The sequence below is a fragment of the Allobosea sp. 67-29 genome (assembly GCF_001898115.1).
Classification (GTDB): Bacteria; Pseudomonadota; Alphaproteobacteria; order Rhizobiales; family Beijerinckiaceae; genus Allobosea.
On the sequence record NZ_MKSQ01000023.1, the window covers coordinates 131,704 to 144,068 of the forward strand.

The following is a 12,365-nucleotide window of genomic DNA, read 5'->3' on the forward strand; positions in this document are numbered from 1 at the left end:
TGAACTCTTCAGCGCCCGTCGAACCTAATTCGCCCCCGCCAAAACCCTGAGTGCCCGCAGGGCTTAGGTGGAGGCGATGGGAATCGCACCCATGTCCGAACGCCTATCATGTTCAACCGTCTACTGTCGTAGCCGTTGAAGCGGCAACCCGAATATAGGTGACCAAGACATTGGCTTCAAGCTGCAAAGGGGCGGATGTCCTCGATCCGGAGCTATTGGCGGGTGCACCCTCCACAAAGCGCGGTCACTTCAACTGTCAGGCAAGGATTGAATAAGGGGTTCTCGCGTTTCCCTCCTCCCTGGGGGTATCCGGCCTGATTTGATACGATCTGTGTCGTCCCGACGAGGTAGTTATGCGAGCCATGATCGTGACCGTGAATCCAGAGCTCCGGCCGAAAGCGTTCAATGATCTCTCCGAGGTCGGACGCGAATGCGGGAGAAAGCGGATCACCCCGATATCGCGGTTGGACAGATTTTGGATGCGGCGCGTGATGCGTCACCACCACCGTTGGCCCAGCAAACGGCTTCCCGAGAACGCCGGTGATGTGGGCCAGGTCCCGCCGATGCATCGATAGTGCGTGAGCTGGCCGAAACGGCATGCGCCTCCTGCCTTCGGTGATCTTGATCCGTCGATGGTCGTTCATCCCGTCCTGGGCGGCGTGACAGGCTAGCCTCGGATCTCCAAGGAGCTTGTAGTCCGTCCATAAGGTAGCGCCGACGAACCGCGTGCCTGCTATCACGGTCATTCCGGGGGCCAACAGATGGATGCCCGCCGTTTTCGCTCGGCTTCTGGCATCCTCCAAAGAGGAAATAATCTCAGTTCCATAGAACTCGTGGTTTCCGGGGACAAAGACGACGGGCCGCTCTCTCAGAGGGCCTCGCCTTTGAAGGTCGATCCAATCGATCGAGCTCGCGATCGGGCGGTCAATATCGCCCGCGAACACCGCGACATCGAACTCTCCGATGTCATGCGGAAGCTCAAACGGGCCGAACTCGCGATGGATATCAGACAGCACCAAGAGCCGCATGCATACTCCAATGTCCCGGAGAAAATGAAAATCGAGCTGCTGTTGCTGTTCGGGCAGGAGAGCTATCTCGTCGGATTCCGTCGATTTCCCCGTGGCGTCTTCGGTTGAGGTCTCAAAGCCGTTTCGAACGCTATTGCGGTCATTGCTTCTCCGAATGAGAGCGGTTTCGCGACGGCTTCGAGCAATTCAGCCAGCTCCTCCAGGGAGATCACGACCACCGGCTGCCCGTCATGGTCGGCAGCTCTCGATAGGCCTCGACTGCCTACCTCGCCTTCTAGAGCGTGCGGTGCACGTTCAAATTCTGCCCTCACGGAGGGCTGGGTGACCTCGGCGAGCACATCGATCAATGCCGCTTTCGGCTGTCCGGCAGCCCAGGCGGTTGCGCGAATGCGTTGAATATCCTGCTCTCGCATGGTGACCTCACATGGGTTGGACGATTTCCCAGGCAGCCGATTCATGGTCGGCCGTGAGCTCGAGGGGCTCTGAATTCGAGATCAAGGCGACAATGGGCGCGAACCCGATCTTCCTCTCTTTGAGGAGCTCGTTCGCGACCTGCTTCGTCCCGATCCTGTGATGTTGAATGATTGAACGCGCCCGGGTCATTTGCTCGGCCAGGATGCCCTCGATCCGCTCGCGAACGGTTGGCGACATGTGCAGTGTTCGCCAGAGATCGGCCTCCCCGTCCGCTGCCAAGAAGGCGAGGCCTTGACCAAGGCCGTAGGATGTTTCGAGCCGGAGCGCGGTCAGGGTAGCGAGGTGAAGGTCGCTGCCGCGCGTCCCCCCACCTCCAATCGACCTGCTGCCCAGGAAGACATCCTCCGCGGCCGTGCCACCGAGCAAAAAGCAGATCTCGTCGAGAAGGCTCTGGGCCGTCGTGTCGACAACGGCCCTCGGACCGACCAAGACGCCACCCAAGGGCTGGACAGACAAGGCTGGTTCGACGACGTCGCGAATCTCCACGGACTCAAACCGCCTCCCGAGCGCGATTGCCACGGTGGCATGTCCAGCCTCGTGGACGGCCGTGCGGCGCATCAACTGCTCCGGGATCGCAATCGTCGGCGGAAGCGAGGCCGTGAGATCCTCGATCGCGATGGCCCTGCGCGCGCGGCGAGCCAGTCGGCGGGCGTCACGGACAAGTCGCTCCAGTGCAGCGCCGCTCCAGCCTTCTGTCCGCGCAGCGATAAACGATAAATTCTCGCCGACGAGTGCGTTATCGAGATGCCAGCGAACGATGCCTTCACGGGCGCCTGCATCCGGGAGTGGAATCTGGACGTGACGGTCAAACCGGCCGGGCCGTACGAGAGCAGCATCGAGCCGTTCCGGATAGTTGCAAGCGCCTACGACGACGACACCTTCCCGCTGCTCGATGCCATCCAAACATTCGAGCAGGCCAGCGACCACCTCGATGTTGTACTGCGCATTCTCGCCCCTGAACGTCTCCCGGTCGCCGAGGGCGTCGACTTCGTCGATGAACAGAATGCAAGGCGATCGGCGGCGTGCTTCGTCGAACGTCGCCCGCATGGCCTTGAGCAAGTCCCCGAGGTGGCCGCGCGCCTGCCAGCGCGCAAGCGATCCCACAACCAAATTGACTGCGCAGGTGGTTGCCAACGCCTTTGCGAAGGTAGTTTTGCCTGTTCCGGGTGCCCCGCTCACGAGGACACCCTGATCCACGTCATCCCAGCCGATCTTTCCGTCACGCCAATCCTTCAAGTCGATGGCGAGCTCTCGCGCCCAGCTTCCCGCCTCGCCGAGTCCGTGAAGATGCTCGATCCGGAGTTGGCGCACCTCGACCGGTGGCGGCTTCTCCATCGCCTTCCGCATGCGCTCGAGCGACTGCGAAACAGGGCGCCCGCGTCGAAGTATGGTGCTGATCACCGCGAGCGGCATCGATGCAAGCTCGTGGGCCTGTTCCTCGCTCACGCTTTGGCCAAGGCAGATCTTGCCCGCAGCGATGAAATGGCGAGGCTCCGGTGCTGCGAGATGGATGATGCCATCGACCGCCGCGAGAACCATCGCCGGCAACTGGGCCGTGTCCGCAGCCAAGACAACCCAGCGGTCCTCTTTCAAAAGCCCGACGCCGGCCGGATCCTTTGAGCCTTTGCTCCAGTTCTCCTCGGCTACGACGATCTTCGCAGCCGTGTTCGAGCCCAACCGAATGGTCCGACGGGATCGCAACGATGCAAGATGAACCGCCTGCCTGTAGTCGTCGACATCGACGTCTTCCGGCATGATCAGGACGAGCGACACCGGCTCACCACAACGCAGTTGCGGATAGCGTCGGCAGTCGCGGATGACGGTGCAGTAGGCTAGGAATCGACCCAACTTCCTGGTTACCGGAAACCGCTCCCGGAGCGCAGTGGACCTCCGATCCATTGGGAACTCCTCTTCGAGCCAGTCGGTATCGGGCCCCTCGTGACGACGAGATATCCTGGGAGGGCTCGCGGCCGATCTTGGAAATTGCTCAGCCGAATCCACCGCACCGCGCCTCGCGACATTTGGGATGGAATTCGCAGCCGTCACCGGACCTCGAATCCGCATGGATTCGAGCCACTTGATGATCTCGCTCGCAACGGCGATGAACGATCTTAGGGCTGGTACGTTTCGGCCGGCAATCACTAGTTTGGATCGCTTGCCCGGGGGCGGCGTGACCGACCGGGTTCGGCTAGAACGCATCGTTCGGAACGGGCAGCAACGAGCTGCCCGTCGCCTTCAGCATCGCATAGGCAATCCCCTCCGTCGCAGTGGCCAGCCTCGGCGACAAGGATATTCGGCCGTCCACGACGGGTGGCGCTGACCTGATTTCAAACGTCGAGATCCCACCCGGCTGGATCACACGATCGCTCGACGGCGCGAGAAGCCCAGATCGGCTCATGGCGCGATTGAGTACCGGTTCGAAATCCGAGGGCTCCATGGCCGGCGGCCAGCCCACCGGCAGTATCCACGGAAGGACCAAATCGGGTGACACGAGTGAGGCTGCGATTGCGTGGAAGTCGCGAGCGGTTCGTTCAGCTTCGGCAGCGCCGGTGGCCATCGGCAAGAGGATTCGAAATGCGGGGTCGGCGATCCAGCCATGGTCAAACGCGGATACCGGGAGGTCGACGACGACCGCCTCCGCCGTTGCGGATTGTCTGATCCAGTCCCAGATCGCCGCCGAGCTTGGCGGACGTTCGGTTGCCGGGAACCAAGCGGTCGCGAACGGCGCAGGCATCTCGCCCGTTAGGACTGGCCGCTCATCCCTGCCCGTAAGCTGGATATGAACCGTCTCCAGGCCGAGCAATTTCAATCCGAAAGCCATCAGAAGGCTCGTGTTGGTTCTGATGGAATTCGCGTTCGAGCCGCTGATCAGGAAAACCTCCATCTCGCTTCCTTTCGAATCCTTAACGCTTCCGATTCGGAAGGAAGCTATCAGTGGTCAAATCCGAGATCCAGCTAAAAAGACAAATTTTCGTCATTTAAGAGCAAATTTTGTCCTTATAGACAAATTGTTGACAAGGTGGATTCCGGGCTCTTCCTGTGCTTTTTCAACGAAATGTTTCCTTCCGGACGGATTTTGAAGGCAGCCCGCGTTGGCATGGGATTGAATCCCGACGAGGTCGCTGAGGAAGCGGGAATCAGTCGCGCTTCCCTGAGCCGACTGGAGGCGGGGTCATTGTCCGTCAGCGTGAAAGTGGCCGATTCCGTCCGGAAAGTTTTGGAAAATTACGGAGTGAGGTTTCTCACTGGCGACGGGGCTGTCGGGCCAAGCATTCGTTTTCCCGTGGACTACCAGGGATAGAGGCGTCTCCCACGTAGACTGGGCATAGGAGCCATATCAGGTCTGGAAACTCTCGACTGAGGTGGGCAACTTTCCTTTGCAGCCGAGATCAGCCATTGAGGCTGGCATGTGCGGTTCCGGCGGCACTGCGTAAACCCGAGTGCCGCTATACTTGGGTATTGTCCTTGTGGCTGAGGGGACTGTTATTGACAGTGCTTTGCGGGCGGCTCCTTATGACAACGGGGGGGCAAACATTTGACTGCGAACCGCGACACTGCCGTCCCACTGAAGGACGGCGTGGCAGATTATTTTGCCGAGATTGCGTCGCCGCCATCGAGCTCTACCATGCTCTCGCCTGCGCACGTCCAGAGCGGGCCGCCGATCGAACCTCTGGTCCGCATCGTCACATACGATCCGTCTCAATGGGAGGCATTCGTCGACGAATGGGTGTCATCTCTCAAAACGAAATATGAAAAGGTCCTGCGTTACACCGGTGCCAATGACCACGGCATCGACGTGGCGGGCTTCGCCGACAAGAATTACCTGCAAGGCATCTGGGACAATTACCAGTGCAAGCACTACCGCGACGCCATCACGCCGGGCACCGCCTGGCCCGAAGTTGGCAAGATGCTGTGGTATTCGTTTTGCGGCGTTTTTACGCCGCCGCGCGCCTACTATTTCGTCGCCCCGCGCGGGACGGGCACGACGCTCACCCAGTATCTGACGAATGCTTCCGCGTTGAAGGCGGCTTTGATCGAAGCCTGGCCGAAAGCCGTCGCAAATAAGATCACGGCAACGCAGCTCGTAACCCTCGACGGCAAGTTCGCCGAGTATGTTGACGCCTTCGACTTCTCGATCTTCCAGCCCATGTCGCCGCGCGAAGTCATCGAGCAACATCGCGCTACGCCCTATTTCATTACGCGCTTCGGCGGCGGTCTGCCGCCGCGCCCCGTCGTCGGCGCGCCGCCAACCGATCTGGGAACTCACGAGAGCGTCTATGTCGCTCGTCTGCTGGCGGCCTATTCCGAACACATCAAGGCAGAAGTTCCCGATGTCGCCGGGCTGAAGGCGTGGAAACCGCTCGAAGATCATTTCAAGCGGCAGCGCGAGTGCTACTTCCACGCAGAAGCTCTACGCATTTTTGTTCGGGACAAAGTGGAGCCCGGCGCGTTCGAGGGCTTGCAGGATGAGATCTACCATGGTGTAGCGGACACCGCCGATGGCGATCACGCTGACGGGTTTGAGCGCGTCAAGGCTGTAACTCAGGCGGCGCAGAACGTGCCACTCGACGCCCATCCGCTGGGTGCGAGTGCGCTGGTGAAAGACAAGCGCGGCATCTGCCATCAGCTTGCCAATGAAGACCGTCTAAGATGGACGAAGTAGCGCGCGACCAGTTTTCGTTGACGTTCAACGGCCCTCTCGAGGCCGGTGTCCGTGCAGTCGCTGTTCTGGGCTCCGCGTTTCCGCGCGCCTATGACATTCAGCGGCTGACGGCGTTCGACTATCTGCTCGTTCGAACGCATCAATTGGGCGGACCCGATGACCTTCATCCGGCGACACCAATTCAGACGCCCGCCACAGAAGTCCGCCGACGCGTGGTCCAGGATGCGCTGCATCTGATGATGACGCGCGAATTGGTCGCACGAATCGTCGACGAGAACGGTATCTCCTACCGCGCCGGCGAGGGCGCGGCGATGTTTCTCGATTCATTGCGCACGCCCTATCTCGCGGCGCTGAAGGACCGCGCCGACTGGCTTGTCTACCATCTTGCTGACTACACCGATTCCGCGCTCGAGGGGGTGATGCGCAAATTCTTCGATAGGTGGGTCGTGGAGTTTCAGAACGTCGAACGCAGCCTCGGTGCGTACGCATGAGGAAAGGCTTACGGCTGCGCAGTCTCAGCTTTCACGGGCCGGCGCGCAAATTCGCTACGATACCCTTCGGACCTGGCCTCAACGTCATCCACGGCGCATCGAACACCGGCAAGTCTTTCATCGCCGACGCAATAGATTTCATGCTCGGCGGCAAGGGACCTCTGCGCGACATCCCGGAGCGGGTCGGTTATGATAAGATCCTCCTCGCGATGGAAACGCTGGACGGCCATCAGTTCACGTTGCTTAGAAGCACGGAGGGTAACGCTTTTCGTCTTTTCCAAGGTCTCTATTCTGACACCCTCCCCGAGGGTGAAGGCACGCCGCTCGCCGACACCCATAGCGACCGCAACGAGGAAAACCTCTCGGCCTATCTGCTAGCAAAGCTCGATCTCGCTCATAAACGGGTAAGACGGAACAAGCGCGGCGACACCAACAGCCTTAGCTTCCGCAATCTTGCCCGCCTCGTTATCATCAACGAGGAAGAGATTATCCAGCAGCGCTCGCCACTATCCGATGGCAATTATACGGCCGACACGACCAATACCTCAGTCTTCAAACTGCTGCTGACCGGCGTCGACGATTCTGCACTTGCGACCGCACAGCCGCGCAGCCCGGAAGAACAAAGCCGCAGCGCCCAACTCGACTTGCTCGATCAATTGATCGAAAGCCACCGCCGCCAGGTCAAAGAGTTGGCTGGACCACCGGACGAACTGGAAGCCCAGCGAGAACGCCTCGGCGAGTCCATGCGATCTCAAGGAGAACTTCTCGCCGTCTCGGAAACCGCATTCAGAGACGCCGCCACGCGCCGCAGGGACATCGCACGCCGGGTCGAAGAAGGAAGGGATCGGCTAACTGAGATCACGGCGCTTCTAGAACGTTTCACATTGCTCGACGCGCACTACAGTTCCGACAAGGAAAGGTTACGCGGTATCGAGGAAGCGGGCAGCCTTTTCGGCGCGCTCGGCACCGGCACCTGCCCATTCTGCGGTTCGGCACCTGAACATCATCGCAAAGCCGAATGCGATTTCGATGTCGAGAAGGCAGTCGCAGCCGCACAGTCCGAAATCCGCAAAATCGAAATACGCCAAACGGAGCTGACACAGACGATTGCGACATTGCGGAAGGAAGCTGTGAGCTTCGAGCGGCGCCTTCCGATGCTCGAAGAGCAGCTTGATACCGTATCCGGCGAGATCGACCGAGTCGTTGCGCCCAATTTGCGCCAGCTTAGAACAGCCTACAGGCAGTTGGCCGACAAGGATGGCGAGGTGCGCGAAGCGCTCGCGATACACCGCGGTCTATCGGACCTTGAGCAGCGCAAGGCCGCGCTGGAACGCGAGGGCGAAGTATCCGGCAACGGTGGCAACAGCCTCAGCGATGTCGACTTGCCGAGCTCGACCGCTGACAAGTTCGCCGGCATCGTCCTGTCCACCCTGAAAGCTTGGCATTTCCCTGAAATCGATCGCGTCCATTTCGATTCCAAGACGCGGGACCTTGTCATCAACGGCAAGAATAGGACCTCGTTCGGTAAGGGGCTTCGCGCCATCACCCAGGCAGCATTCACGGTCAGCCTTCTCCAGTACTGTCGACAGTTTGAAACCCCGCATCCGGGATTCATCGTTCTCGACTCTCCCTTGCTGTCCTACAGGGAGCCAGAGGGAGACGGCGACGATCTAAGAGGCTCCGATCTGAATTCGCATTTCTTCGAATTCCTAGCGAAGCTACAGGCCGACAGGCAGGTGCTCGTCGTTGAAAATACTGATCCTCCCGCGGAGATTCAGGCCTCTTTGCAATCGGTAAAATTCACCAAGATCGAAGGCGTGGGTCGCTATGGATTCTTTCCTATCGAGCCCGCGCCGCCAACCTAGGATGCAGGCTCGCAGCCGCCAGCGCAGCAACCCGAGCAAGGGCGTCGCCAGGGATCAGGCGCGGTTGACGCCGCGGTAGCGCGCGAAGCTTGTCCGGCCCGACGATCCGGCATTAGGTAGCAAAGACCACTGAGGGTTCGGTAAGTACCTGAATCCGAGAGGTTTCAGGCTCCTCGGTTCAAGAATTTCGATGACGCGTGGACGCCCCCGGCAGCCTCCCGAGGCCTTCGCATAGTGCGTGAGAGCCACTAGCGTTAGCTCGGCTCAGGCGAGAGAATGTCGAGCACTGGGCATTCGGGCGCGGTGCCGCCTTCGCAGCGGTCGATGGTCTGCCCAAGCAATCGTTCGAGTTTGCTGAGGTCGGCGATCTTTGCCCGGATATCGTCCAGGTGCTTCGTGGCGATCTCGCGAACCTCGCCGCACGGGGCGCGCTCCGGGCCGCCGAGCGCCAGAAGCGCCTTGATCTCGTCCGGGGTGAATCCGAGCTCGCGGCCGCGCCGGATAAAGGCCAGCACGCGCAGATGGTGCCGGTCGTAGACCCTGCGACCCCCCTCGGTGCGGGGCGGCGCGGGCAGCATCCCGACCTTCTCGTAGTAGCGGATGGTCTCGATGTTCACCCCGGTGAGCCGTGACAGCTCGCCGATGGGGAGCGTCCCGCCTCGCGAATGCGTGATCGCGTCCATCGAAAATGCCCTTGCTCCTGTAGCCACTACAGGATGCACGGTCGCTCCATCGACGTAAAGGAGATTGTTCGATGGGTGAATTGACCCGTGCTGAGCCAAGCGGGCTGGCAAGCCGGCAGGAGGGCGCGACCTCCGCAAGAGCCAGCCAAGGCCTGCTGGCGGCCGGAGGCATTCTTGCCGCACTCGGGGCCTCGTCCTGCTGCATCCTGCCCCTCGTGCTCTTCGGCCTTGGAGCGAGCGGGGCATGGATCGGCAACCTGACCGCAATGGCGCCCTACCAGCCGGTCTTCGTGGCCGTGGCGGTGGCCTTCCTGACCTTTGGCTTCTGGCGGGTCTATCGCCAACCCAAGGCCGCCTGTGCGCCCGGAGGCTCCTGCGCGCGGCCGGGATCGAGCCGCATCGCCAAGATCGGCCTCTGGGCGGCCGCCGCGCTCGTCCTGGCGGCCGTCACCTTCCCCTATACCGCCCCGCTGCTGATCACCCTCTGAGGAGACCTGAGATGAAGACCCTGTTTCGTATTGCCCTGACCGCCTCGGCCCTGATGCTCGCGGGTGGGGCCATGGCCGCACCGCGCACCGTCACGCTCAACGTCGAGAACGTGAGCTGCGCCACCTGCGCCCCGATCGTGAAGAGGGTGCTCTCCCGCATCCCGGGCGTCAGCCAGGTCACGGTGGTCGAGGACAGCGGCATGGCGACGGCGACCGTCACCTTTGACGATGGGAAGGTCACGCCCGAGGCGCTGACCCAGGCGACGACCAACGCTGGCTATCCGTCGACCGTGAAGGACGGGAAGAGTTCCTCTTGAACCACCACGCCCTCACCAAAACCGGCAAGAGGTCTTCCTCCCCGACCGCCCGCTGCTGCGAGCCGGACGGGAACACATGAAAGTTGAGACCATGAGTGACTGCTGCGGCACGGGCGCGAAGAACGGCAAGGACCGCTACGATCTGGTGGTCATCGGGGCTGGGTCGGCCGGGTTTTCCGCCGCCATCACGGCCGCCGAACAGGGGGCACAGGTTGCCCTTGTCGGCCACGGCACAATGGGCGGCACCTGCGTCAACGTCGGCTGCGTGCCCTCCAAGGCCCTGATCCGGGCCACCGAGGCGGTGCACCACGCCAACGCGGCCTCCCGCTTTGCCGGGATCGACGGCAACGCGCGGGTGGCCGACTGGCAGGCGCTGGTTGCCCAAAAGGACGACCTTGTCGCGAGCCTGCGCCAGGCCAAGTACGTCGACCTCCTGCCGGCCTACAACAACGTGGCCTATCACGAAGGCCAGGCGCGCCTCGTTGACGGGGGCGTGCAGGCCGGCGGCAAGCGCCTCGTCTCGGACCGCATCATCATCGCGACCGGGACGCGGCCGGCCCTGCCGGCCATCCCGGGCATCGCGGACGTGTCCGCGCTTGACAGCACGACGGCGCTGGCCCTGACCGAGTTGCCCCGCTCCATGATCGTGGTCGGCGGCGGCTACGTCGGGGCCGAGCTCGCGCAGACCTTCGCCCGTGCCGGAGTGGACGTGACACTGGTCTTCCGCAGCCGCCTCCTGCCGGAGGCCGAGCCCGAGATCGGAGCGGCGCTCGCCGGCTATCTCACCGACGAGGGCATCACGGTCATGGGCGACCTGACCTATGATTCCGTTCGCAGGACGGAGGAGGGGATCGCCCTCACCGTCCTCAGGGACGGGCAACCGCAAACCATCGGCGCCGAGCGCATCCTGGTCGCGACCGGCCGCGCCCCCAACACCGAAGGCCTTGGCCTGGCGGAGACGGGCATCGCCCAGACCCCCATGGGCGCCATCCTTGTCGACGACCGCATGCGCACCACCAGGGCCGGCGTCTACGCGGCGGGTGACGTCACGGGCAAGGACCAGTTCGTCTACATGGCCGCCTACGGCGCGAAGCTCGCGGCGAGGAACGCGCTCAACGGCGACAGCCTCCGCTATGACAATTCGGCCATGCCGGCGGTGGTCTTCACCGATCCGCAGGTCGGCAGCGTCGGGCTGACCGAAGCGCAGGCCCGCGCCGCCGGACATGACGTGCGGACCTCGGTGCTCGCCCTCGACAACGTCCCGCGCGCCCTCGCCGCCCGCGACACGCGGGGCCTGATCAAACTCGTGGCGGACCGTGGAACCCGCAAGCTGCTCGGGGCGCACATCCTGGCCCCCGAAGGCGCGGACAGCATCCAGACGGCGGCCATGGCGATCCGGGGCGGGCTCACAATCGACGCCCTGGCTGAGACGATCTTCCCGTATCTGACCACCGTCGAGGGGCTCAAGCTCGCCGCCCAGACCTTCGACAAGGACGTCAAGATGCTGTCCTGCTGCGCAGGATAGCGCCTGACCACCCCATGGAGGATCGAGCCATGAACAGCACCGTGAACCCCACACGAGAGGTTGCCGCGGAGATCCGGCCGGGCGTGCGGCGCCCGGACTGGTCGGCCGTGACCACGCCGGCCGCCCGACAGGCCCTCGCCGGACGCTCGGCGGCCCGTTCGGGCCTGCTCGACATGTGGTCACACGCGCTTGAGGTCAGCGAGGACATCGTCTGGCGGACCGTCCTGCGGCTCTACGCGGCCCAGGGGCGGCCTCCAAACGTCGACGAAATCGCCGCCGCGGCGGGGATCGACGGAAGCCGCGTCTCCGCGCTGCTCCGCAAGCTGCAACTGCGGGACCTCGTTGGCCTCAAGGCGGGATCGGACGCCATCTGGCTGGCCTATCCGTTCACCGAGCATGCGACCGGACACCGGGTCGAACTCAATGGGCATGTGCTGAATGCCCTGTGCGCCATCGACGCCCTCGGCGTCGCCGCGATGTACCGCACCGACGTCACGGTCGAGTCGCCGTGCCGCTCCTGTGGCGAGACGATCCGCGTCACGACAGCGGATACGGGCAGAGCACTGCGGAGCCTGTCCCATCCCGGGGCGGTCGTCTGGTACGACCTTGCCTACACCGACAGCGCGGCAGTCTCATGCTGCCCGGCGATCGCATTCTTCTGCTCCGACGGGCACCTGAAACGCTGGCTCGACAGCCAGGCGGTCCAGCGCACCGGAGCCCGTCTGGACATGAGCGAGGCTCTGGAGCTCGGCCGCGCGATCTTCGGGCCGGTCCTCAGCGAACCCGTGCCGGCGGTCGTGTGAGGGGGAGCGGCATCATGCGGGCCACGAG

Annotated in this window: 12 protein-coding genes and 1 other RNA gene (1 of these 13 running past the window's edge); 8 read left to right on the forward strand and 5 right to left on the reverse strand. The window is 62.7% G+C overall.

Features of this window, described 5'->3' with window-relative positions:
• The 4 genes from ssrA to BGO20_RS17555 all read right to left on the reverse strand — a co-directional run.
• Positions 1 to 184, reverse strand: a transfer-messenger RNA (tmRNA) gene (gene ssrA / locus BGO20_RS17540) (it extends 155 nt beyond the left edge of the window).
• A 28-nt stretch (positions 185 to 212) separates the two neighbouring features.
• A complete protein-coding gene (locus BGO20_RS23625; RefSeq protein WP_079591003.1) occupies positions 213 to 1,028 on the reverse strand; it encodes a metallophosphoesterase in 816 nt (271 codons plus the stop codon).
• 420 nt (positions 1,029 to 1,448) lie between these two features.
• On the reverse strand, positions 1,449 to 3,275 hold the full coding sequence (locus tag BGO20_RS17550; protein WP_176168535.1) for an AAA family ATPase: 1,827 nt from the start codon (positions 3,273 to 3,275) through the stop codon (positions 1,449 to 1,451).
• A 415-nt stretch (positions 3,276 to 3,690) separates the two neighbouring features.
• Entirely contained in the window at positions 3,691 to 4,386 is a 696-nt protein-coding gene (locus BGO20_RS17555) for a hypothetical protein (protein WP_079591001.1), read from the reverse strand.
• Between the two features lie 171 nt (positions 4,387 to 4,557).
• Between BGO20_RS17555 and BGO20_RS23630 the strand changes: the two genes are divergently transcribed.
• The 4 genes from BGO20_RS23630 (at position 4,558) to BGO20_RS17570 (ending at position 8,521) form a co-directional block, all read left to right on the forward strand.
• A complete protein-coding gene (locus tag BGO20_RS23630) occupies positions 4,558 to 4,803 on the forward strand; it encodes a helix-turn-helix domain-containing protein (RefSeq protein WP_079591000.1) in 246 nt (81 codons plus the stop codon).
• 276 nt (positions 4,804 to 5,079) lie between these two features.
• Positions 5,080 to 6,165: an ABC-three component system protein gene (locus BGO20_RS17560; protein ID WP_139384241.1), complete on the forward strand. Its 1,086-nt coding sequence runs from the start codon at positions 5,080 to 5,082 to the stop codon at positions 6,163 to 6,165.
• Entirely contained in the window at positions 6,153 to 6,656 is a 504-nt protein-coding gene (locus BGO20_RS17565; protein WP_079590998.1) for an ABC-three component system middle component 2, read from the forward strand. The genes BGO20_RS17560 and BGO20_RS17565 overlap by 13 nt, the downstream gene beginning before the upstream one ends.
• Complete coding sequence (locus tag BGO20_RS17570; RefSeq protein ID WP_291660510.1) at positions 6,653 to 8,521, forward strand: AAA family ATPase; 1,869 nt, start codon at positions 6,653 to 6,655, stop codon at positions 8,519 to 8,521. The genes BGO20_RS17565 and BGO20_RS17570 overlap by 4 nt, the downstream gene beginning before the upstream one ends.
• Before the next feature lie 254 nt (positions 8,522 to 8,775).
• Here the strand turns inward: BGO20_RS17570 and BGO20_RS17575 are convergent, their stop codons facing one another.
• Complete coding sequence (locus tag BGO20_RS17575) at positions 8,776 to 9,204, reverse strand: MerR family transcriptional regulator (RefSeq protein WP_055730221.1); 429 nt, start codon at positions 9,202 to 9,204, stop codon at positions 8,776 to 8,778.
• A 71-nt stretch (positions 9,205 to 9,275) separates the two neighbouring features.
• Here BGO20_RS17575 and BGO20_RS17580 point away from each other — a divergent pair, with 71 nt between their 5' ends.
• The 4 genes from BGO20_RS17580 (at position 9,276) to BGO20_RS17595 (ending at position 12,337) form a co-directional block, all read left to right on the forward strand.
• Positions 9,276 to 9,692, forward strand: a complete 417-nt coding sequence (locus BGO20_RS17580; RefSeq protein ID WP_055730220.1) for a mercuric transporter MerT family protein — start codon at positions 9,276 to 9,278, stop codon at positions 9,690 to 9,692.
• Between the two features lie 11 nt (positions 9,693 to 9,703).
• Entirely contained in the window at positions 9,704 to 10,009 is a 306-nt protein-coding gene (locus BGO20_RS17585; RefSeq protein WP_055730219.1) for a cation transporter, read from the forward strand.
• A gap of 76 nt (positions 10,010 to 10,085) precedes the next feature.
• Positions 10,086 to 11,534, forward strand: coding sequence for a mercury(II) reductase (gene merA, locus BGO20_RS17590; protein WP_079590996.1), 1,449 nt, complete (start codon positions 10,086 to 10,088; stop codon positions 11,532 to 11,534).
• A 29-nt stretch (positions 11,535 to 11,563) separates the two neighbouring features.
• On the forward strand, positions 11,564 to 12,337 hold the full coding sequence (locus BGO20_RS17595) for an alkylmercury lyase family protein (RefSeq protein WP_176168534.1): 774 nt from the start codon (positions 11,564 to 11,566) through the stop codon (positions 12,335 to 12,337).
• Positions 12,338 to 12,365: the final 28 nt, after the last annotated feature.